Annotated in this window: 22 protein-coding genes and 1 pseudogene; 17 read left to right on the forward strand and 6 right to left on the reverse strand. The window is 68.4% G+C overall.

Annotated features, from left to right (window positions below; translation table 11 throughout):
- Nucleotides 1-116: 116 nt before the first annotated feature.
- From AC5Y6X_RS06420 to AC5Y6X_RS06460, 9 genes and pseudogenes are all read left to right on the forward strand, one after another.
- The gene (locus tag AC5Y6X_RS06420) at nt 117-1,145 is read left to right on the forward strand and encodes a uroporphyrinogen decarboxylase/cobalamine-independent methonine synthase family protein (protein WP_499985384.1); all 1,029 of its coding nucleotides are present in this window, start codon (nt 117-119) and stop codon (nt 1,143-1,145) included.
- A 64-nt stretch (nt 1,146-1,209) separates the two neighbouring features.
- On the forward strand, nt 1,210-1,695 hold the full coding sequence (locus tag AC5Y6X_RS06425) for an SRPBCC family protein (RefSeq protein WP_499985385.1): 486 nt from the start codon (nt 1,210-1,212) through the stop codon (nt 1,693-1,695).
- The gene (locus AC5Y6X_RS06430) at nt 1,692-2,027 is read left to right on the forward strand and encodes an ArsR/SmtB family transcription factor (protein ID WP_499985387.1); all 336 of its coding nucleotides are present in this window, start codon (nt 1,692-1,694) and stop codon (nt 2,025-2,027) included. Before AC5Y6X_RS06425 ends, AC5Y6X_RS06430 begins: the two co-directional genes overlap by 4 nt.
- Nucleotides 2,028-2,057: 30 nt before the next feature.
- Nucleotides 2,058-4,154: an NAD-dependent DNA ligase LigA gene (ligA, locus tag AC5Y6X_RS06435; RefSeq protein WP_499985388.1), complete on the forward strand. Its 2,097-nt coding sequence runs from the start codon at nt 2,058-2,060 to the stop codon at nt 4,152-4,154.
- A gap of 37 nt (nt 4,155-4,191) precedes the next feature.
- A complete protein-coding gene (locus AC5Y6X_RS06440; protein ID WP_499986457.1) occupies nt 4,192-4,800 on the forward strand; it encodes a TetR/AcrR family transcriptional regulator in 609 nt (202 codons plus the stop codon).
- A gap of 134 nt (nt 4,801-4,934) precedes the next feature.
- Nucleotides 4,935-5,381: an MmpS family transport accessory protein gene (locus AC5Y6X_RS06445; RefSeq protein WP_499985389.1), complete on the forward strand. Its 447-nt coding sequence runs from the start codon at nt 4,935-4,937 to the stop codon at nt 5,379-5,381.
- A 6-nt stretch (nt 5,382-5,387) separates the two neighbouring features.
- Nucleotides 5,388-8,296: pseudogene (locus AC5Y6X_RS06450) on the forward strand (MMPL/RND family transporter).
- 56 nt (nt 8,297-8,352) lie between these two features.
- Entirely contained in the window at nt 8,353-8,586 is a 234-nt protein-coding gene (locus AC5Y6X_RS06455) for a hypothetical protein (RefSeq protein WP_324681236.1), read from the forward strand.
- A 388-nt stretch (nt 8,587-8,974) separates the two neighbouring features.
- Nucleotides 8,975-9,205 (forward strand): DUF167 domain-containing protein, encoded by a 231-nt coding sequence (locus tag AC5Y6X_RS06460; protein WP_499985390.1) that lies wholly within the window; start codon nt 8,975-8,977, stop codon nt 9,203-9,205.
- A gap of 52 nt (nt 9,206-9,257) precedes the next feature.
- Here AC5Y6X_RS06460 and AC5Y6X_RS06465 read toward each other — a convergent pair whose 3' ends face one another.
- From AC5Y6X_RS06465 to AC5Y6X_RS06475, 3 genes are all read right to left on the reverse strand, one after another.
- Nucleotides 9,258-9,659, reverse strand: a complete 402-nt coding sequence (locus AC5Y6X_RS06465; RefSeq protein WP_499985392.1) for a type II toxin-antitoxin system VapC family toxin — start codon at nt 9,657-9,659, stop codon at nt 9,258-9,260.
- Entirely contained in the window at nt 9,656-9,904 is a 249-nt protein-coding gene (locus AC5Y6X_RS06470; protein ID WP_499985393.1) for an AbrB/MazE/SpoVT family DNA-binding domain-containing protein, read from the reverse strand. Before AC5Y6X_RS06470 ends, AC5Y6X_RS06465 begins: the two co-directional genes overlap by 4 nt.
- A 128-nt stretch (nt 9,905-10,032) precedes the next feature.
- Nucleotides 10,033-10,713 carry a TetR/AcrR family transcriptional regulator gene (locus AC5Y6X_RS06475; RefSeq protein WP_499985394.1) on the reverse strand — a complete coding sequence of 227 codons (681 nt, stop codon included), beginning with the start codon at nt 10,711-10,713 and terminating at the stop codon, nt 10,033-10,035.
- A gap of 185 nt (nt 10,714-10,898) precedes the next feature.
- On the opposite strand from AC5Y6X_RS06475, the gene AC5Y6X_RS06480 reads away from it, so the two are divergent.
- A complete protein-coding gene (locus AC5Y6X_RS06480; protein ID WP_499986458.1) occupies nt 10,899-11,453 on the forward strand; it encodes a pyridoxamine 5'-phosphate oxidase family protein in 555 nt (184 codons plus the stop codon).
- Nucleotides 11,454-11,466: 13 nt separating this feature from the next.
- Nucleotides 11,467-12,789, forward strand: coding sequence for an amidohydrolase family protein (locus tag AC5Y6X_RS06485; RefSeq protein WP_499985396.1), 1,323 nt, complete (start codon nt 11,467-11,469; stop codon nt 12,787-12,789).
- Between the two features lie 21 nt (nt 12,790-12,810).
- Here the strand turns inward: AC5Y6X_RS06485 and AC5Y6X_RS06490 are convergent, their stop codons facing one another.
- The gene (locus tag AC5Y6X_RS06490) at nt 12,811-13,467 is read right to left on the reverse strand and encodes an ACT domain-containing protein (protein WP_499985397.1); all 657 of its coding nucleotides are present in this window, start codon (nt 13,465-13,467) and stop codon (nt 12,811-12,813) included.
- 73 nt (nt 13,468-13,540) lie between these two features.
- Here AC5Y6X_RS06490 and gatC point away from each other — a divergent pair, with 73 nt between their 5' ends.
- The 5 genes from gatC to gatB all read left to right on the forward strand — a co-directional run bounded on the left by gatC (nt 13,541) and on the right by gatB (nt 19,350).
- On the forward strand, nt 13,541-13,840 hold the full coding sequence (gatC, locus tag AC5Y6X_RS06495) for an Asp-tRNA(Asn)/Glu-tRNA(Gln) amidotransferase subunit GatC (RefSeq protein WP_324681242.1): 300 nt from the start codon (nt 13,541-13,543) through the stop codon (nt 13,838-13,840).
- Nucleotides 13,837-15,318, forward strand: coding sequence for an Asp-tRNA(Asn)/Glu-tRNA(Gln) amidotransferase subunit GatA (gatA, locus tag AC5Y6X_RS06500; protein WP_499985398.1), 1,482 nt, complete (start codon nt 13,837-13,839; stop codon nt 15,316-15,318). Before gatC ends, gatA begins: the two co-directional genes overlap by 4 nt.
- 94 nt (nt 15,319-15,412) lie before the next feature.
- A complete protein-coding gene (locus AC5Y6X_RS06505; RefSeq protein ID WP_324681244.1) occupies nt 15,413-16,444 on the forward strand; it encodes an ATP-dependent 6-phosphofructokinase in 1,032 nt (343 codons plus the stop codon).
- 146 nt (nt 16,445-16,590) lie between these two features.
- On the forward strand, nt 16,591-17,775 hold the full coding sequence (locus AC5Y6X_RS06510; RefSeq protein WP_499985400.1) for a MinD/ParA family ATP-binding protein: 1,185 nt from the start codon (nt 16,591-16,593) through the stop codon (nt 17,773-17,775).
- A 45-nt stretch (nt 17,776-17,820) separates the two neighbouring features.
- A complete protein-coding gene (gatB, locus tag AC5Y6X_RS06515) occupies nt 17,821-19,350 on the forward strand; it encodes an Asp-tRNA(Asn)/Glu-tRNA(Gln) amidotransferase subunit GatB (protein ID WP_499985401.1) in 1,530 nt (509 codons plus the stop codon).
- A 14-nt stretch (nt 19,351-19,364) separates the two neighbouring features.
- Here gatB and AC5Y6X_RS06520 read toward each other — a convergent pair whose 3' ends face one another.
- Nucleotides 19,365-20,495: a PQQ-dependent sugar dehydrogenase gene (locus AC5Y6X_RS06520; RefSeq protein WP_324681247.1), complete on the reverse strand. Its 1,131-nt coding sequence runs from the start codon at nt 20,493-20,495 to the stop codon at nt 19,365-19,367.
- A gap of 214 nt (nt 20,496-20,709) precedes the next feature.
- Here AC5Y6X_RS06520 and AC5Y6X_RS06525 point away from each other — a divergent pair, with 214 nt between their 5' ends.
- Nucleotides 20,710-21,546, forward strand: a complete 837-nt coding sequence (locus tag AC5Y6X_RS06525; RefSeq protein ID WP_499985402.1) for a DoxX family protein — start codon at nt 20,710-20,712, stop codon at nt 21,544-21,546.
- Between the two features lie 9 nt (nt 21,547-21,555).
- On the opposite strand, the gene AC5Y6X_RS06530 is transcribed toward AC5Y6X_RS06525, so the two are convergent.
- The gene (locus AC5Y6X_RS06530; protein ID WP_324681303.1) at nt 21,556-21,894 is read right to left on the reverse strand and encodes a PH domain-containing protein; all 339 of its coding nucleotides are present in this window, start codon (nt 21,892-21,894) and stop codon (nt 21,556-21,558) included.
- Nucleotides 21,895-21,941: the final 47 nt, after the last annotated feature.

Below are 21,941 nucleotides of genomic sequence, written 5' to 3' on the forward strand. Positions count from 1 at the left end.
CAGTCTCCCCGTCAGCGACACGTTCGCACCCTTCTCGGCTCGAACCTACCCGGCCGGCCTCCCTGCAAACACCCCTGGCGAGCGTTCCGCGGCGGGAGGTCGAATACGGTTGCCGGGTGAGTGTTTTCGCCAACGTCTTCGCGACGGCCAGCGGAGTCGGGTCGTGGCCCGGCACCGCCCCGCGGCGGGCCGCCGAGGTCGTCGTCGGCGAGCTGGCGGACGCGCTGGCGCACATCGTCGAGCTGCCGGCCCGTGGCGTCGGCGCCGACCTGCTCGGCCGCGCGGGCGCATTGCTGATCGACGTGGCCATCGACACGGTGCCGCGCGGCTATCGCGTCGCCGCCCGGCCCGGCGCGGTGACGCGCAGGGCGGTCAGCCTGCTCGACGAGGACTGCGACGCCCTGGAGGAGGCCTGGGAGTCGGCGGGCCTGCGCGGCGTCGGTCGTGTGGTCAAGGTGCAGGCGCCGGGGCCGATCACGCTGGCCGCCGGGCTCGAGCTGGCCTCCGGTCACCGGGCGATCACCGATTCCGGCGCGGCGCGCGACCTGGCGGCCTCGCTCGCCGAGGGGGTGGCCGCGCATCGCGCGGCGCTGGCCCGCCGGCTCGACACCACGGTGGTGGTCCAGTTCGACGAGCCGTCGCTGCCGGCCGCCCTGGGCGGGGAGCTGACCGGGGTGACCGCGCTGAGCCCGGTCGCCGCGCTCGACGAGGCGGTGGCCGCGGCGCTGCTGGACACCTGCGTCGGCGCGGCGGGCGTCGAGGTGCTGGTGCACAGCTGCGCCCCGGGCCTGCCGTGGGATCTGTTGCGGCGCAGCGCTATTAGTGCGGTGTCGGTGGACGCCGGCGCGTTACGCGCGGCGGACCGGGACGGTGTGGCGGCGTTCGTCGAGTCCGGCCGCGCCGTCGTGCTCGGCGTGGTGCCCGCGAGCGCCCCGGACAAGACGCCGTCGGCGGAGGAGGTGGCCGGCGCGGTCGTGGCGGTGACCGACCGGCTCGGGTTCGGCCGCGCGGCGCTGCGCGGTCGCATCGGCGTCACGCCCGCGTGCGGCCTGGCGACGGCCACGCCGCAGTGGGCCCGCACCGCGATCGGGCTCGCGCGCCGGGCCGCCGACGCGTTCGCGCAAGACCCGGACGCCATCACATAGGCAACTAATTGGTTGCATATCGCCGCACCTTGTGCTTTGCTGAAAGGCAACCAGGAGGTTGCATATGAGTACTGATCGCATCGAGAAGCAAGCACTGTTGCGCGCGCCGCTGGACCGGGTGTGGCGGGCCATCAGCGACGCCGAGGAGTTCGGCCGCTGGTTCGGCGTCCGCTTCGACGGGCCCTTCGTCGAGGGCGCCTCCGTCGGCGCGGTGATCACCCCGACCACCGTCGACGACGAGGTCGCCAAGCGGCAGGAGCCGCACGCCGGGGTGCGCAGCACCTGGCAGATCGTCGCGATCGAACCGCGGCGGCGCTTCGCCTACCGCTGGCATCCGTGCGCGGGCGAGCCGGATGTCGACCAGGAGCCCACCACGCTGGTGGAGTTCACCCTGGCGGAGACCGACGACGGGGTGCTGCTCACCATCACCGAATCCGGTTTCGACGCCATCCCGGCGGCGCGCCGCGCTTCCGCGTTCGACGCCAACAGCGAGGGCTGGGCCATCCAGGCCGACCTCGTGCGCCGCTACGTCGAGGGCGCCCGGGTGTGAGCGCGGCCGGCGCGGTCGGTGCGCCGCTGTTCGACGCGCTCGGCGACCCGAACCGGCTGCGCATCATCGTGCGACTGTGCGACGCCGGGCCGTGCTCGACGTCGCAGGTCACCACCGTCGTCCCGGTCACCCGGCAGGCGGCCAGCAAGCACCTGCAGCAGCTGCAGGCCGCGGGTCTGGTCACCAGCAGCCGGCGCGGGCGGGAACGCATCTGGACGGTGCGGACCGAACCGCTGGCCCGCGCCAGCGACTACCTGACCCAGTTGTCGCGGCGGTGGGACGCCGCGGTGGAGCGGTTGCGGGCTTTTGTAGAAGAAGATGTCGAGCAGTGAGGTGTCGGCGACCTTCGATAGCCTGCGAAGGTGAGCTCGCCAGCCGATGATCCCGTCCCGCCCGAGGTGCGGCGCCATTGGCGGGAGCTGGCCGACGAGGTGCGCGAACACCAGTTCCGGTACTACGTGCGCGACGCGCCGATCATCTCCGACGCCGAATTCGACGAGCTGCTGCGGCAACTCGGCGAGCTCGAGGAGCAGCATCCCGAGCTGCGCACGCCCGACTCGCCCACCCAGCTCGTCGGCGGTGCGGGCTTCGCCACGGACTTCATGCCGGCCGAGCACCTGGAGCGGATGCTGTCCCTGGACAACGTGTTCAGCACCGAGGAGTTGGACCAGTGGGCCGCGCGGGTGCGCGCCGAGGTCGGCAAGGACGTGCCGTACCTGTGTGAGCTCAAGATCGACGGGGTCGCCCTGTCACTGGTGTATCGCGACGGGCGCCTCGTCCGGGCGGCCACCCGCGGCGACGGGCGCACCGGCGAGGACGTCACGCTGAACGCGCGCACCATCGACGACGTCCCGGAGCGGCTGACCGCCGGCGACGGCTACCCGATACCCGATGTCCTCGAGGTGCGCGGCGAGGTGTTCTTCCGGCTCGCCGATTTCGAGGCGCTGAACGCCGCGCTGGTCGAGGACGGCAAGACGCCGTTCGCCAACCCGCGCAACAGCGCCGCGGGCTCGCTGCGTCAGAAGGACCCCGCGGTGACCGCGCGCCGCAAGCTGCGGATGATCTGCCACGGGGTGGGCCACGCCGAGGGATTCCGGCCGGCCACCCTGCACGACGCGTACCTGGCGCTGGGGGCCTGGGGCCTGCCCGTCTCCGAGCACACCACCCGGGTGGAAAACGTGGCCGGCGTGCACGAGCGCATCGCCTACTGGGGCGAGCACCGCCACGACGTGGATCACGAAATCGACGGTGTGGTAGTCAAAGTCGACGATGTGACCCTGCAGCGCAGGCTCGGCTCCACGTCGCGGGCGCCGCGGTGGGCGATCGCCTACAAGTACCCGCCGCAGGAGGTGCAGACCAAGCTGCTCGACATCCGGGTCAACGTCGGGCGCACCGGGCGCGTCACGCCGTTCGCGTTCATGACGCCGGTGCAGGTCGCCGGATCCACGGTGGGGCTGGCCACGCTGCACAACGCCAGTGAGGTCAAGCGCAAGGGGGTGCTGATCGGCGACACCGTGGTGATCCGCAAGGCCGGCGACGTGATCCCCGAGGTGCTGGGCCCCATCGTCGACCTGCGCGACGGCTCCGAACGCGAATTCGTGATGCCCACCAAGTGTCCCGAGTGCGGCACCAGGCTGGCGCCGGCCAAGGAGGGTGACGCCGACATCCGTTGCCCCAACGCGCGCTCCTGCCCGGCGCAGTTGCGGGAGCGGGTTTTTCACGTCGCCGGCCGCGGCGCGTTCGACATCGAGGGGCTGGGCTACGAGGCCGCCATCGCGCTGTTGCAGGCCCAGGTGATCGGCGACGAGGGGGATCTGTTCTCGCTCACCGAGGACGACCTGTTGCGCACCGAGCTGTTCACCACCAAGAGCGGCGCGGTGTCGGCCAACGGCAAGCGGCTGCTGGCCAACCTCGACAAGGCCAAGGAGGTGCCGCTGTGGCGGGTGCTGGTGGCGTTGTCCATCCGGCACGTCGGCCCCACCGCGGCCCGGGCGCTGGCGACGGAGTTCGGCAGCCTGGACGCCATCACCTCGGCGTCCACCGAAGAGCTGGCCGCGGTGGAGGGTGTGGGCCCGACGATCGCCGAGTCGCTCGCCGAGTGGTTCACCGTCGACTGGCATTGCGCGATCGTCGACAAGTGGCGAGCCGCCGGGGTGCGGATGGCCGACGAGCGCGACGAAAGCGTGCCGCGCACCCTGTCCGGGCTGACCATCGTGGTCACCGGCTCGCTGACGGGCTTCTCGCGTGACGACGCCAAGGAGGCGATCGTGGCGCGCGGCGGCAAGGCCGCCGGGTCGGTGTCGAAGAAGACCGACTACGTCGTCGCCGGCGACTCGCCGGGATCCAAGTACGACAAGGCCGTCGAGCTGGGCGTGCCGATCCTGGACGAGGACGGGTTTCGCCGGCTGCTCGAGGAGGGACCGCCGGTCGGGGAGGACGCCGCCGAATCGGCGGAGTGACGAGTACGGTACTGGACCGTACAGCCCCGCCGGGCCTATTGTGTGCGCTATGACCCAGACTGCCGATCGGTGTGGGGAGGCATCACCGTGGTCGCCCCGCGAAGCCGAGTTGCTTGCGGTGACTCTGCGGCTGCTGCAGGAACACGGCTATGACCGGCTGACTGTGGACGAGGTGGCCAGCGCCGCCCGCGCCAGCAAGGCCACCGTGTACCGGCGCTGGCCCTCGAAGGCCGAACTGGTGTTGGCCGCCTTCATCGAGGGCATCCGTCAAGTCGCGGTCGCGCCGGAGACCGGCACATTGCGGGGCGACTTGCTACGGCTGGGCGAGGTCTGCTGTCAGGAGACACGCCAGCTCGCCAGCACGATCCGCGCGGTGATGGTCGAGGTGTCGCGCAACCCGGCACTCAACGAGGTGATGCAACGTCAATTCATCGATCAGCGCAAGGCTCTCATACGGCACGTGCTGCAACAGGCCGTTGATCGTGGCGAGATCAACCAGGGGGACATCACCGACGAACTCTGGGACCTGCTGCCCGGCTATCTCATCTTCCGGTCCATCATCCCGGGCCGGCCGCCCACCCGTCGCACCGTGCAGGTTCTCGTCGACGACGTCATCATCCCCGGCCTCACCCGATCCCGACGATGAATGTGTACGCTCGCGTCTCTTGTGCAGTACGGTTCAGTACCGTACTGTCAGACCAAGGGATCAACCGCTGAAGCGCCGGCAGCCGCCCTCCCATCGAGGTTGACCGCATCGCCCGATGATCGAAAGGCTAGCGGGTGAAGGGGATTTCGATTGCGACCATCGTCCGACGAGGCTGGATGGTGCTGGTCGCGGCGCTGGTGATCGCCCTTGTGGGATTCGCGATTGATCGCCTGCACGGAATCTTCGGCTCGCACTACAGCACCACGGCAAACAGCGGCCTCGCCAACGAGATCGTCCCGTTCAACCCCAAACAGGTGGTTCTCGAGGTCTTCGGCTCGCCGGGCGCGGTGGCCACCATCAACTACCTTGACGTCAACGCGCAGCCGCAGGAAGTCAAGAACGCGCCCCTGCCATGGTCGTACACGATCACCACGACCGAGCCGGCGGTCGTGGGCAACGTTGTGGCACAGGGAAATGGCGACACCCTCGGGTGCCGCATCACCGTCAACGGCGAGGTCAAAGCTGAACGCACCGTCAACAAAGTCGCTGCCTACACCTTCTGCCTGGATAAGTCTGGATAAGTCTGGATGAGCAACCATCAACAGTCGCGGCCCCGGGTGCCGCACACTATCCGCCGGCTAGCGCTGCCGATCCTGTTGTTCTGGGTGGCGCTGGCCGCCATCACGAACGTTGCGGTGCCGCAGCTGGAAGACGTTGGCAAAACACACAATGTGGCGCTGAACTCGCCAGACGCGCCATCACTGAAGGCGATCAAGCGCATCGGCGAAGCGTTCCACGAGTTCGACACGGACAGCTCGGCGATGATCGTCCTGGAAGGCGACAAGCCGCTCGGCGCGGACGCCCACCAGTTCTATGACGCGATGATCCGCAAGCTCGAGCGGGACCGCAAGCACGTCGAGCACGTCCAGGACTTCTGGGGAGACACCCTGACCGCGGCCGGATCCCAGAGCACGGACGGCAAGGCCGCCTACGTCCAGCTGTTTCTCGCGGGCAATCAAGGCTCGGCATTGGCCAATGAGGGCGTGGGCGCGGTTCGCGACATCGTCGAGCACATGCAACCACCGCCGGGCGTCAAAGCCTATGTCACCGGCGCGGCCCCACTGATCTCCGATCAGTTCGACGTCGGCAGCAAGGGCACCGCAAAGGTCACCGCGATCACCATCGGGGTGATCGCGCTGATGCTGTTCTTCGTATATCGCTCCGTCCTCACGACGCTCCTCGTTCTCTTCACCGTCCTCATCGAGATGTCCGCGGCCCGCGGGCTCGTCGCCTTCCTCGGGAATGAGGGAATAATCGGGCTGTCGACGTACGCGACGAATCTGCTGACGTTGCTGGTGATCGCCGCCGGAACGGATTACGCGATCTTCTTCGTCGGCCGCTACCAAGAAGCGCGCGGGTCAGGCGAGGACAAGGAAACCGCGTACCACACGATGTATCGCGGAACGGCCCACATCGTCTTGGGTTCGGGCTTGACCGTCGCCGGCGCCGTGTTTTGCCTCAGCTTCACCCGGCTGCCCTATTTCCAAAGTCTGGGAATCCCGGCTGCGCTGGGCATCCTCGTCGCGCTCGTCGCCTCGCTTACCCTCGGACCGGCCGTACTCACCCTGGGCGCCCTGGTGGGCATCTTCGAGCCGAAGCGCGCGATGAGAACCCGGGGATGGCGGCGGATCGGCACCGCCATCGTTCGGTGGCCCGCTCCCGTCCTCACAGCGGCGTGCGCGCTGGCCCTGGTGGGTCTGCTCGCGTTGCCCGGATACAAGACGAGTTACGACACCCGCCCCTACATGCCCCAAAGCGCACCGGCCAATGTCGGTTACACCGCTGCCGAGCGGCATTTTTCGCGCGCTCGGCTGGAGCCCGAATTGCTCATGGTCGAAACGGATCATGACATGCGTAACCCGGCCGACATGCTCATCCTGGACCGGGTGGCCAAGGCGGTGTTCCACGTGCCCGGCGTCGCGCAGGTCCAGACCATCACCCGGCCGTTGGGGACGCCGATCGACCACAGCTCGCTCGCCTTCGTGGTCAGCAATCAGAGCGCGGCCCAGCGGCAAAACCTGACGTACCAGCGAGAGCGAGCGGACGACCTACTCAAGCAGGCCGGCGAATTATCGAAGACGATCAACATTTGAGGCAGCAGTACGTGCTGCAGCAGCAGCTGGCCGCCGCCACCCACAGCGAAACGCAAAGCTTTCACGACACGGTCGACACGATCAGGGACCTGCGCAACAAGATCGCGGATTTCGACGACTTCTTCAGGCCGATCCGTAGCTATTTCTATTGGGAAAAGCATTGCTTCGACATCCCCGCGTGCTGGGCGATCAGGTCCGTTCTGGACGCCCTGGACGGCATCGACCAGCTCACCGAAAAATTCGAAAATCTCACGGCCACTTTGGATAAGCTCGACGAGCTGCAGCCGAAGCTGGTGGCGCTCATTCCGCCTCAGATCGATAGCCAGGAGACCAATCGCGCATTGACCTTGGCGAGCCACGCCACCCAGTCGGGTATCAACGCCCAGACGCAGGAAGCGATCGACAACGGGACGGCGCTGGGGCGCGCGTTCGATGCCGCAAAGAACGATGACAGCTTCTACCTGCCTCCCGAGGTATTCGATAATCCCGACTTCAAGCGTGGCCTGAAACTGTTCCTGTCGCCCGACGGCAAGGCCGCCCGCATGATCGTCACCCATGACGGCGACCCCGCGACGCCGGAAGGCATCTCACACATCGACCCGATCACCAAGGCCGCGCACGAGGCCCTGAAGGGCACGCCCATGGCCGCCGCGAAGATCTACGTGGGCGGAACCGCGGCCACGTACAAGGACATCCAGGACGGCGCCAAGTACGACCTGATGATCGTGGCCCTCGCGGCCCTGAGCCTGATCCTGCTGATCATGATGATCATCACGCGGAGCCTGGTTGCGGCGCTGGTCATTGTCGGCACGGTTGCGCTTTCGCTGGGCGCATCCTTCGGGCTTTCGGTGCTGGTGTGGCAGTACATCTTTGGGGTCCAGCTGTATTGGGTGGTGCTCGCGCTGGCCGTGATCCTGTTGCTGGCCGTGGGATCCGACTACAACCTGCTGTTGATCTCGCGGTTCAAGGAAGAGATCCATGCCGGGTTGAAGACCGGCATCATCCGCGCGATGGCCGGCTCGGGGTCGGTGGTCACTTCGGCCGGCATCGTTTTCGCCGTCACCATGTGCGCGTTCGTGTTCAGCGGTTTTCAGGTCCTCGGTCAGATCGGCACAACGATCGGCCTCGGCCTTTTGTTCGACACATTGATCGTGCGTTCCTTCATGACGCCCTCCGTCGCAACGCTTTTGGGCCGGTGGTTCTGGTGGCCCCAGCGGGTGCGCCCGCGCCCGGCCAGCACGATGCTGCGGCCCTACGGCCCGCGCGCGGCGGTGCGTCAGTTGCTGCTGTGGGAGGACGGCGACACGTCGGTGATGTCCGGATCGCGCCCTGCGTCTCGCTGATTCCGGTGCCGGTGCGCGCTGAGCCGTCGTCTTGCAGTCTGTCGCACAATGGCGTCATGGCTGACACCATCACCTTTCGGCCCGATGAGGATGCATCGCGGGCGCTTGCGGTCCTGACCAGGGACGGGACATCGATATCAGCGGCGGTTCGGGCGGCGCTCGTCGACGCCGCACGCCGAAAGGCCGCCGCAGCGATTCGCGCCGAGGCGGAGGAGCTCGCCGCTGACGAGGCGGACCGCGCCGAGGCGATTCGTGTGCTTCGCGACATGGCGACGCTGCGTGCGTGGTGACGTCTTCACGCTCCGTCGTGGTTCAATCCGACGACCTGCCGCTATCGACATGGCTCGTCGCGCCCACATCCACCTCAGCCAGAGCCGCAAGGCTTGGCCCGAGGTCGAGATCGACGGGTGCATGACGCGCGTGCTGGCTGAACAAGCCGCGGCAGTAGATCCCGGCCGGCTCGGCAACAGCGCGGTTATCTCAGTCTGGAAGAGATGCGCCGTGTTGCTGCCGCCTTGTGGCTTGTACTAGACCTGTAGCAAAGCCGGGTCCAATTCAATTAAACCTGTTGGGGCACAAAGCAATAGGTGCCAGGCGCTTTCACGCGGCTGAGATTCGCCGGTGAAGCCGTATGTTCGGTTCCGCGGCGCGTGAGTGCGGGCGGTAGCGTTGTACGGCATGGTCGACCACGTCATCGTCACGGTAAAGCCCGGCAGTCGTAAGGGGCCCCTTGTCGAGGTCGGTCCCAATGGTGAGTTGACGATCTACGTCCGCGAGCGACCGGTTGACGGCAAGGCCAACGACGCGGTGGTCCGGTTACTGGCGGCGCACCTTGAGTTGCCAAGAAGCCGAGTCGAATTGGTATCCGGAGCCGGATCGCGGATCAAGCGTTTCCGCGTGAACCGTTGAGCAGGCAGCGCTTGCGGACAACGCGCTGGATTGTCTGCTATGGGCCCCGCCATCAGGCCGGCGGTGGCTCAATCCGCTCGATCGTCTTGATCCGGTCGATGGACCGGTCAAAGGACGCAACCGTGCCAATCCCCGTGCTCTCTGCGCACGCGACGAGGTATGCCTCTGCGAAGTCGATGCGGTCGGTCTCGTAGATCTCGACCGCCCGCAGCAGCAGTGCCCTGTCCACGCAGAGGATCGAGTCCAAGGCGACAAGTGATCGCATCGCTTGAGCAACTTGGTCGCGCGGCGCCTCGTAAAACGATTCCAGTACATAGATTGTCTCGGCGACGACGAGATCGGCCAGCAATAATTCACGCTCAGCTCCGAGGTAGGCGGTCGCGCGTGCCGCCATGTCCGGCGGGTCGCCGGTCAGGTGACGGACCAGGACGTTCGTGTCGACAAACGCGCTCACCGTCGATCCGCGGCTCGATCCGACCTGGTGCGGCGGATGACCTCATCCCAGGCGACATTTCGCTTTGCCGCCGGCACGCGGATCGTCGCGGCCAGGGACAGGAAGTCGGGTGTTCGTGCAAGCACCGCTCGGTTGCCCTCAACCCGGAAGACGATTTCATCGCCCTCCTTCAGGCCGAGTGCATCACGTACAGCCTTGGGGACCGTCACCTGCCCTTTCGATGTCACCCTCGCAGCAGCATCCATGAGGTCGTCTCCTTACTTGTCATCAAGAGTAAGGATAGCATTCGGATTCGACTGCGGCCAGGCGATGGAGGTCCCCCTCGAGGTGTAACGGATCGATGAGGTGCCTCAGTGATGATCGATGAGGTGCCTCAGTGATGCTGAGTCCTTGTTCTCGGTGATCGGCGACCTCTGGTAGTGGCCGGGGATTGCGCGGTTGCGGACCCGACGCGGCGGCGCATTTTTGCCAGACCATCGATGATCAGCTCCAGGCCGAGCGCGAATTCCTCGTCCAACGGTACGGGCAGGTAGTCGGCCACGGTGTGGGTGGCGGGGAACAGCTGCGGGTCCAGCTTGCGGAAGAGGCGGGAGAGTTCCGCATTGTCGATTCGGTGATCGCTGAGCTGGATGGCGAAGCCCAGCACATAGCGTGCCACGGTCGCATACGAGCGCGCCGCGTGCTGCGCAGTAAATCCGTTGTCGAGCATGACCTCCAACAATCGTTCGCGCTGCGCCATCGCGTTAGGGCCCATCGGCACCTGCTCGATAAGCAGCGGCGCCACGTTGCGGTGGCGGTGCAACACGTCAAACATGGCCTGTGCGAACGACTCGCACGCCCGCTGCCAACCCATGGCTGCGAGTTCCGCGGCGCTGAACTCCACCTCGCCGAAAACGCGGTCCACCACGTGCGCAATCACCTCGCCGCGGTTGGCGAAGTGGCGATACAGCGTGGCGGTTCCCGACTCCAGTCGCTGCGCGAGCGTCCTCATCGACAACGCGTCCGCGCCTTCCTCGTCCACGATCTGCAGCGCCGTGTCGATGATCCGATCCACCGGCACCGGCGGGCGTCCGCGGGAACGGCGGGCGGTGCTTGCTTCGTCGGTTCCGCGTGCGGTTGCCACGCTCCCAGTATGGCGACGGTTGACAAGCGAAAGCAATATCGGTAACAATGTATCCATTATTGCTTCGGCGTGGGTACGCCCCGCATCGGCTGCACATGACAAAGGACGACCAATTCATGCTCTTACCGCTTGCCACGGAGCCATTCACGGTTCCCACCGACCGCGACATGCTCCCTTCGGAGCGGCGCGAGTTCGTGCGGACTCATCGCACGTGTGTGTTCGGCTACCGCCGGAAGAATGATGGGCCGGGAATGTCGGTCGTCTACTACATTCCCACCGACGACGACGAGCTGTTGGTGTCGACGATGGCCGGACGCGGCAAGGCTCGCGTCATCGCTCGGGACGGCAAGGTGAGCCTGTGTGTGCTCGACGAGCGCTGGCCGTTCGCGTATCTGCAGGTGTATGCCGACGCGGTGATCGATGACGACCCCGAACTGGTGGTCGACGTCATGATGGCGGTTGGCGGACGGATGTCGGGCCAACCGCTTCCCGACGAAGCCCGCCCCCATATCGAGGCCATGCGCGTCCAAGAGGATCGTGTTGTGGTCCGCTGTCGCCCCTATGCCACATTCGGCCAGCCGCCGCGGCATCTGCACCGCAATGATCAGGAAGAGCGGGTGACCCATTGGCTTTCGGGCACCGTGCCGTGGGACGCCGCAGACCCGGCCTGACGGTGGCTTATCTATGAGCCGGACACTGCTGCGCGGCGCGCAGGTGATCACCATGTCAGCACAGCGGCCCGACGCAGAACACGTCGACATCGTCATCGACGGCGATCGCGTCGCGGACATCAGCGAGCACCTTGACCGGCCCGAAACCGAGACTGTCGATTTATCCGGGCGCATCATCATCCCCGGCCTGGTCAATGCGCACCTGCACACCTGGCAGAGCGGGCTGCGGTTTGCCGGCGCTGACTGGACATTGCCTCAATATCTGCACCGCATGCATGGTTGCCTCGCCGAACACTACACTCCAGCGGATATCTACATCGGCAACCTGTCCGGTGCCCTGAATCAAATCAACTGCGGCACAACTACTCTGGGAGACTGGTGTCATAACAATCCCACTCCCGAACACACTGACGCCGCCGTCGAAGGGCTGCAGGAGTCCGGCATTCGTGCCGTCTTCCTGCACGGCACTCCGAACAGAGCACCCGATGTCGCTCATCCGCTGGCCGAAGTGGACCGGCTGCTCGACGGCTCGGCCAGAGCGCACGAATTGATCACCGTTGGCATGGCAATCGGCGGGCCGCAGTACTCGACACCTGATGTGGCCGTGGCTGATTTCCGTGCTGCCGCCGAGCGCGACCTGATCGTGTCGATGCATCAAAGCGGCGGTCAACCGGCGGCCGCGTGGGAAGCCGTACGCGCAGCGGGGTTGTTCGGGGCTCACACCAACGTCGTGCACGGTGCCGGTCTCACCTGCCAGTGGGTCGACACGCTGGTCGACATGGGCGTCAGCTTTACCGCCACACCGGAAAACGAGCTCAGCCACGGCCACGGCGTGCCCATCACCGGGCGATTGCTGCGACGGGGTGCGGCGCCGTCATTGGGCACCGACACCGAAACCGCGGTCTCCGGCGAAATCCTGACCGCGGCACGGATCGCACTGGCGCACCAGCGCGGTCTCGACCATGAGGAGCACCGGCAAGCAACCGGCCTGATGTGCACAACACCGTCGGTCACCAGCAAGCAGGCACTGTCGTGGGCGACCGTCGAGGGAGCACGAGCGTTCGGGCTGGCCGGCCGGGTCGGCCGAATAGAGCCGGGCATGCAAGCCGACCTGGTCGTCATCGATGCGCGAGCGTTGAACCTCTGGCCGGCGCACGACCCAATCGCCGCCGCACTGAGCGCCGGCGTCGCCAACATCGAAGCAGTGATGATCGGCGGCCGCTGGCGCAAACGCAACCACCGCCTGATCGACGCCGGCCTCGACGAAGTGAAAAGCCGGCTGCTGGAATCAGGCGAACGGCTTGTCCGCCAGTTGAATACGGCCAGCAGCACATGACTCTGTAGCTAGTCACTGCGGTCAGCGCAGCATGGTGGCAACGATCCCGGCCAGGTAACCCAGCCGCGCCACCTCCGACGGCCGGAATTCCGGGCCCGGGCGGCCCAGCACCACCGCCGTGTGCGGATCGCCCAACGGCGCGGCGACCATCGTGATGTCCATGTTGCGCCACGCCTGCGGCACCCACTCGGCGGAACCGTCCAGCGCGACGGCCTGCTCGATCGGCAGCCACGGCGCCGAATCCGCCTTGGTTTCCGGGGCGCCCGGGCTGGCCGCCAGGCGGTGCAGCTCCCCGCCCGAGCCGCGCAGCACCGCACACCAGCTCACCCGCAGGACCCGCGGCGCCTCGTCGACCAGCACCCGCAGCCGCGACGCGTTGTCGCCGGCCGCGGCGACATGGTCCAGCAGCTCCAGCTCACGGTGCGCCTCCAGCAGCCCGGTGTGCGGACGCACGCTGTCCACCCGAACACCGTTAAGCGATTCGGCGGCGGTGATCAACGTGTCCGGCATCGCCCCCGGCGGCAGGTCGATCACGAGATCGTCGGTCGCATAACCGGAGCGGCGCTCCACCACGTCGAGCGACAGGATGTCGGCGCCCACCGAACCGAGCGCGACCGCCAGCGAGCCCAGGCTTCCCGGGCGGTCCAGCAGCTCGATGCGCAACAGATACGACGGCACGCGCCCACTGTCGCACAGCGGGGCGTCCCCGGCATTTCGGCCGCACACCAGCCCCTGGGTAGGCTTTTCGCTCGTGTCCCAGATCTCCCGCGATGAGGTGGCGCACCTCGCCAGGCTGGCCCGGCTGGCGTTGACCGACGCCGAGTTGGACAGCTTCGCCGGCCAACTCGACGCCATCCTGACCCACGTCAGCCAGGTCCAGGCGGTCGATGTCACCGGCGTCGAACCGACCGACAACCCGCTCAAGGACGTCAACGTCACCCGGCCCGACGAGACGACGCCGTGCCTGACGCAGGCCGAGGCGCTGGCCGCCGCGCCCGAGGCCGTCGACGGCCGCTTCGCCGTCCCCCAGATCCTGGGGGACGAGGAGTGACCGAAATCATCCGGTCCGACGCCGCGACGCTGGCGGCCCAGATCGCCGCCGGGGAGCTGTCGTCGGTCGAGGTCACGCGGGCGTGCCTGCGGCAGATCGAAGACACCGACGACCGCTACCACGCGTTTCTGCACGTGGCGGCCGACGCGGCGCTGGCGGCGGCGGCGGCCGTCGACAAGGCGCTGGCCGCGGGCGAGGGGCCGCCGTCGGCGCTGGCCGGGGTGCCGCTGGCGCTCAAGGACGTGTTCACCACCACCGACATGCCCACGACCTGCGGGTCCAAGATCCTCGAGGGCTGGCGCTCGCCGTATGACGCCACCCTCACCGCCCGGTTGCGCGCCGCCGGCATCCCGATCCTGGGCAAGACCAACATGGACGAGTTCGCGATGGGCAGCTCGACCGAAAACTCCGCCTACGGCCCGACGCGCAATCCCTGGAACGTCGAGCGGGTGCCCGGCGGCTCCGGCGGGGGCTGCGCGGCGGCGCTGGCGGCGTTCCAGGCGCCGCTGGCCATCGGGTCCGACACCGGCGGCTCGATCCGCCAGCCGGCAGCGCTCACCGCGACGGTCGGCGTCAAACCCACCTACGGCACGGTGTCCCGCTACGGGCTGGTGGCCTGCGCGTCGTCGCTCGACCAGGGCGGCCCGTGCGCGCGCACCGTGCTCGACACCGCGCTGCTGCACCGGGTGATCGCCGGACACGACGCCCGCGACTCGACATCCCTCGACGCCGAGGTGCCCGACGTCGTCGGCGCCGCCAGGGCCGGTGCGGACGGTGACCTGCGCGGCGTGCGCGTCGGCGTGGTCAAGCAGCTGCGCGGCGAGGGCTACCAGCCGGGCGTGCTGTCGTCGTTTCGGGCCGCCGTCGAGCAGCTGACCGCCCTGGGCGCCGAGGTCAGCGAGGTCGACTGCCCGCACTTCGATCACGCGCTGGCCGCCTATTACCTGATCCTGCCGTCGGAGGTGTCCAGCAACCTGGCGCGGTTCGACGCGATGCGGTACGGGCTGCGGGTCGGCGACGACGGCACGCACAGCGCCGAGGAGGTGATGGCGCTGACGAGGGCGGCCGGTTTCGGCCCGGAGGTCAAGCGGCGCATCATGATCGGCACCTACGCGCTCTCGGCGGGCTACTACGACGCCTACTACAACCAGGCGCAAAAGGTGCGCACGCTGATCGCCCGCGACCTCGACGAGGCCTACCGGTCCGTGGACGTCCTGGTGTCACCGGCGACGCCGACCACGGCGTTCGGCCTGGGCGAAAAGGTCGACGACCCGCTGGCCATGTACCTGTTCGACCTGTGCACGCTGCCGCTGAACCTGGCCGGGCACTGCGGCATGTCGGTGCCGTCGGGACTGTCCGAAGACGACGGCCTGCCGGTGGGGCTGCAGATCATGGCGCCCGCACTGGCCGACGATCGCCTGTACAAAGTGGGCGCGGCCTACGAGGCCGCCCGCGGGCCGCTGCCGACGGCCATTTAGCGCCGAGCAGACACAAAAGCACCCCAAAACGGCCCGTTTTGGGTGCTTTTGCGTCTGCTCGCGCCACTAACTGGCGGCAGGGCAAGATAAGGGCATGCGGATCGGAATTCTCACCGGGGGCGGCGACTGCCCGGGCCTCAACGCCGTCATCCGGGCGGTGGTGCGCACCTGCGACTCCCGATACGGCTCGTCGGTGGTGGGATTTCAGGACGGGTGGCGCGGGTTGCTGGAGAACCGGCGCATGCAGCTGGCCAACGACGACCGCAACGACCGGCTGCTGGCCAAGGGCGGGACGATGCTGGGCACCGCCCGCGTGCACCCCGACAAGCTGCGCGCCGGGCTGAACCAGATCAAGCAGACCCTGGACGACAACGGCATCGACGTGCTCATCCCCATCGGCGGTGAGGGCACGCTGACCGCCGCGCACTGGCTGTCCGAGGAGAACGTGCCCGTCGTCGGCGTGCCGAAAACAATCGACAACGACATCGACTGCACCGACGTGACTTTCGGCCACGACACCGCCCTGACGGTGGCCACCGAAGCCATCGACCGGTTGCACAGCACCGCGGAATCACACCAGCGCGTGATGCTGGTGGAGGTGATGGGCCGGCACGCCGGGTGGATCGCGCTCAACTCCGGGCTGGCCTCCGGCGCGCACATGACGCTGATCCCCGAACAGCCCTTCGACGTCGAGGAGGTGTGCCGGCTCGTGAAAAGGCGCTTCCAGCGCGGGGATTCGCACTTCATCTGCGTGGTCGCCGAGGGCGCCAAGCCCATCCCCGGCTCGATCTCGTTGCGCGAGGGCGGAATTGACGAGTTCGGCCACGAGCGTTTCACCGGCGTGGCCGCCCAGCTGGGCGCCGAGGTGGAGAAGCGGATCAACAAGGAGGTCCGGGTGACCGTGCTGGGCCACGTCCAGCGGGGCGGCACCCCGACGGCCTACGACCGGGTGCTGGCCACCCGGTTCGGCGTGAACGCCGCCGACGCGGCGCACGCCGGCGAGTACGGCCAGATGGTGTCGCTGCGCGGCCAGGACATCGGCCGGGTGCCGCTGGCGGACGCCGTGCGCCAGCTCAAGCTGGTGCCCGAAAGCCGCTACGACGACGCCGCCGCTTTCTTCGGTTGATGGCGGGTTGAGCAAGCTGGATCGGGCAAACATCGGGTAGCACCGGCCTGACGATTGGCTGAATTTGCCGGCCGAAGTGCCCGGTCCCGGTGCCGGGCACATTTTCGTGGTTTAACCGCGGGTCCCAAGGGGCTATACCCGGGGGTATGAGCAACCGCGGTTCGGTTCGCGGAATGGTTCAGCAACCCGCCGGACCGGCGGGGGGAGCGGGCCCGCGAGGGCGCCCGCCACCCGCAGCCTCCAGGCGCGCCGACGCCGACGCGACGGCGGTCACCGCGCCGGAACCCTACCGTCGCGGCGCGGCCGAGCGCCGACAGCCACCCGGACCGGCCCCGCCGGCGCCGCCGACCGCGCCCGCCCCGCCGCGGCGCGTGCCCCCGCCGTGGTTTCGCCCGGAGCTGCTGCGCGGCGGGACCGCGCTCGACGGCCTCAACCGGCAGGACGAAGCGGATTCGGCCGGGTTCAGCTGGCGAGACCTGATCCGCCGCGTCACCGGAATCGATCTGGGTCCGGGCAAGGCGACGACGTACGAGCACGAGCTGGAGGAGCGCATCCGGCGCACGGTGCTGGGCGGGGTGTTTCCCATCGCGGTCCTCAACTTCAAGGGCGGCGTCGGCAAGACCGCGGTGGTCGAGGCGCTCGGGTCGACGTTCGCCCGGGTGCGCGAGGACCGGGTGATCGCCGTCGACCTCGACGGCGGGGACCTGGCCGACCGGCATGGCCGGCGGAACCCGCTGAGCATGGCCGACCTGCTGCTGGACGACGCGCCCACCCAGTACCGGGACATCCGGGCGCACACCCACATGAACAGCTTCGGGCTGGAGGTGCTCGGGCTGCCGGACTACGCGCGCACCGACTGGCGACTGGACCGCCCCGACGTGGTCAAGGCGTTCTCGATTCTGCGGAACCAGTATTCGGTGATGCTGATCGACTGCGTCAAGGTGATCAACTCGGCCGTGATGGACGCCGTCCTGCCGGAGTCACGGGCGCTGGTGCTGGTCACCAGCACCTCGATCGACGCCGTGCGCAAGACCCGGACGACGCTGGAGTGGTTGTGCAACAACGGATATCCGCGACTGATGAAGTCGACGGTGCTTGCGATCAACCACATCGAGCCCGCCAAGCCGGGCGCGGTTGCGGTCAAGGAACTCGAGGAGTTGTCCGCCCGGGTCGCCACCACCGTGGAGTTGCCGTTCGATCGGCACGTGCACGAGGGCAAGGAGATCGGGCTGGACCGGTTGAGCAGGGAAAGCCGGCGCGCCTACCTGGAGCTGGCGGCCGCGCTGGCCGGCATGGCCCCGGGCCGGCGCATCGAGCGGGCCCGCGGATAGCCGCCCGGCCCTGCCGCCCTCGCGATCCCCACTAGGATCGACCCCATGACTGTTGCCGCCGGCGCGCCCCGGGCTTCGGGCGCTGACCTGCTGGATTACGACGACGTCGTCGCGCGCTTCGACCCGGTGCTGGGCCTCGAGGTGCACGTCGAGCTGTCCACCGCGACCAAGATGTTCTGCGGCTGCGCCACCGCCTTCGGCGCCGAGCCCAACACGCAGGTGTGCCCGGTGTGCCTGGGCCTGCCCGGTTCGCTGCCGGTGCTCAACCAGGCCGCGGTGGAGTCGGCGATCCGGATCGGGCTCGCGCTCAACTGCGAGATCGTGCCCTGGTGCCGCTTCGCCCGGAAGAACTACTTCTATCCGGACATGCCGAAGAACTACCAGATCTCGCAGTACGACGAGCCGATCGCCATCGACGGCCACCTCGACGCGCCCCTGGAAGACGGCAGCACCTGGCGGGTGGAGATCGAGCGCGCCCACATGGAGGAGGACACCGGTAAGCTCACCCACATCGGCAGCGAGACGGGCCGCATCCACGGCGCGACGACGTCGCTGATCGACTACAACCGGGCCGGGGTGCCGCTGATCGAGATCGTCACCAAGCCCATCGTCGGGGCCGGGGCGCGGGCCCCGCAGATCGCCCGCTCCTATGTGACGGCGCTGCGAGACCTGTTGCGCGCGTTGGGCGTTTCCGATGTCCGGATGGACCAGGGCTCGATGCGATGCGACGCCAACGTGTCGCTGAAGCCGGTCGGGACGGCCGAGTTCGGAACCCGGACCGAGACCAAGAACGTCAACTCGCTGAAGAGTGTCGAGGTCGCCGTGCGTTACGAGATGCAGCGCCAGGGCGCCGTTTTGGCATCGGGTGGCCGAATCATCCAGGAAACCAGGCACTTTCACGAGTCCGGCTACACCAGCCCGGGCCGCGTCAAGGAGACCGCCGAGGACTACCGCTATTTCCCCGAGCCCGACCTGGAGCCCGTCGCGCCCAGCCGCGAGCTCGTCGAGCGGCTGCGGCAGACCATTCCCGAGCTACCGTGGTTGAGCCGCAAGCGGATTCAGCAGGAGTGGGGCGTTTCCGACGAGGTGATGCGCGACCTGGTCAACGCGGGCGCCGTCGAACTGGTCGCCGCGACCGTCGCGCAGGGCGCGTCCAGCAAGGAGGCCCGCTCCTGGTGGGGAAACTTCTTGGTGCAGAAGGCCAATGAGGCCAACGTCGCGTTGGACGAACTGCCCATCACCCCGGCCCAGGTCGCGAAGGTGATCGCACTGGTCGACGAGGGGAAGCTGTCCAACAAGCTGGCCCGCGATGTCGTGGAGGGCGTGCTGGCCGGGGAGGGCGAGCCCGAGCAGGTGATGACCGCCCGCGGCCTGGAGCTGGTGCGCGACGACTCGGTGACCCAGGCGGCCGTCGACGAGGCGCTGGCCGCCAATCCCGATGTGGCGGAGAAGATTCGCGGCGGCAAGGTCGCCGCGGCCGGCGCGATCGTCGGTGCGGTGATGAAGGCCACCCGCGGTCAGGCCGACGCGGCGCGGGTGCGCGAGCTGGTCCTGTCGGCCTGCGGTCAGGGGTAGCGCGAGGTCAGCTCTTAGGTCTTGTCGTCGTTGTTGCGCGGGAAGCCGCCGCCCTGCGGGAACAACGGGAACACCACGTCGTCGAGCTTCTCGGCGTCGCCGGCGGTCTTGTTGACGGTGGCGCCCCAGACGTTGCCGTCCGGCGACATCCGCAGCGCCCACGCGTGGGCGTGGGTGTCCTTGCGGACGACGTCGGGCTCACCGGTCACCGCGCCCGTGTTCGGCGCCAGCCGCACCGCGACCGTCAGCTTGGTGTTGATCAGGTTGACCAGCACCGTCCCGTCCATGGCCGCGCACCCGGCCACGCCGGGCTTGTCCGGCCACGTCCACACCGTGGAGACCTCGGAGGTCTTGGTGATGCGCTGCAACCGGTCGGCGGTGGGGGTGCGGTCGGCGACATACAGCGAGCCGTCGACGGGGTCGGTGCACAGGCCGCCGCCGGCGCCGACGCCGGACAGCGCCGTCGTCGGCGGCGCCTGGCCGATGGTGGTCGGCTGCTCGATGCGCAGCACCTTGCCGGCCAGCGACTTGGGGTCGGCGGCCATGGCCGGGTTGCCCGCGTCGCCGGTCAGCACCACCAGCGTGGTCGGGCTGGTGAAGATCAGGGCCCCGGTGTTTCCGGTGGCGCCCTTGGGAATCCCGGTCAGGATGTCCTTCGGGATGTCGCCGTCGGCGATGCGGATCACCCGGTTGTCCGACGGCGTGCTGATGTAGGCGTACATCAGCCGGTCCTGCTGGTAGGTGGGCGACTGCACGATGTCCATCAGGCCGCCGTCGCCGGACGGGTCGACCGGGATCACCATCTTGACCTTCGGCTCGGCGTTGACCGCGATCTCCTTGACCGCCCCGGTGGTGCGCTCGGCGACCAGGGCGGTTTTGCTGTCGGGCCCCATGATGAGGCCACTGGTGCTCTCCAGGCAGCCCTGCATCACCCCGGGCGCGGGGCACGCCTTGGGGAACGGCGTGGGCGGCAGCGGCGGCGGCGGGGGAGGCGTCGAGCTGGGCTGGGGCTTGAGCTCGGGGTTGGTGGTGAACGGCTGGGACTGGGCGTCGTTGAACTTTGCGCAGCCGCTCGAAACCAGGATCACCGCGGACAGCGCGGCGAGCCCGCACCGAACCGCCCGCCGTGATCGCCCCACTCGCATGATCGACAGGCTACGGACATTGCGGGCTGCAGCGCCACACGCCGCCACGGACGTGCCCGCCGGGGCCGGCCCGGGCGGAGGTTCACCGTTTCGGAACGATGCCGAGACCGATTGGTGACAAACCGGACCGATTTGGCACGGTTTGCGCCGATTCTTCGGCGAAAGCGCCGCTCAAATCCCCAATTCGAGGGCAACTGCCCTTACCCTGACACCCGTGACCAGTCAACCTGATGACGGACATTGGGAACGGCCCGACGAAGGCCAAGAGCCGATCCCGGCGCGCCCCGCCACGGCGCGGGTGGTCGACCCGGAAGACGACCTGACCCCGGTCGGGTACCCGGGCGACTTCGGGACCACCACCGTGATCCCCTACCAGGACCCCGGCCCGGCGGGCGGCTCGTCGTATCACCTGCTCGACCAGCAGGAACCGCTGCCGTACGTGCAGCCGCAGCCGGCGTCGGGCACCCCGGCCGAGCCCGCCGAGATCGACGCGGCCGAGGACGACGAACGGCACCCGGTGGTCGGCAAGCGCGGCACCCAGCATCTCGGTTTGCTGGTGTTGCGCGTCGGGCTCGGGGTGGTGCTGGGCGCCCACGCGCTGCAGAAGCTGTTCGGGTGGTGGGGCGGCTCGGGGGTGACCGGGTTCAAGAACTCCCTGTCCGACGCCGGCTACCAGCACGCCGACATCCTGGCCTACGCCAGCGCCGGCGGCGAGCTCGTCGCGGCCGCGCTGCTGGTGCTGGGGCTGTTCACCCCGATCGCCGCGGCCGGCGCGCTGGCGTTCTTGATCAACGGCCTGCTGGCCACCGTCTCGGCGAAGCCGCGTTCGCACGCGTTCTCCTACTTCCTGCCCGACGGCCACGAGTACCAGATCACCCTGATCGTCCTCGCGGTCGCGGTGATTCTGACCGGACCGGGCCGCTACGGCCTCGACGCCCGCCGGGGCTGGGCGCATCGACCCTTCATCGGGTCGTTCGTGGCCCTGCTCGCCGGCATCGCCGCCGGCGTCGCCGTGTGGGTGATGCTCAACGGGGTCAACCCGCTGGCCTGAGACGATCCGCTACCGGTAGGGGTTGGGAACCCGTCCCGAGCTGGCCTGGGTCAGCAGCGGCAGCGTCGCGAACGTGACCGCGGGCAGCCGCAGCTCCGCCCCGCTTTTGAGGCGGGCCCGCGCCCAGGATCCGCGGTGAAAGCGCAGCCCGTCGATGTCGTCCCAGGGCACGGCCCGGCTGCCCAGCAGGGTCCGCACCGTCACGCCCCGGTCGTCGGCGACCGTCCGCAGCCGGAAGACCATCGCCGACAACACCACCGGGATGGCGAGCAGCGGCGCGGACGGTGGCCACGCCAGGACCGGGATCAGCAACCCGAGGGTCAAGAACCCGACGGCGATGTGCGCCATCGGTGAAATCTTGATCACGACGGGCGGGGGTGCCGGGGGCTGCGAAC

Source organism: Mycobacterium sp. NGS26 (assembly GCF_059813025.1).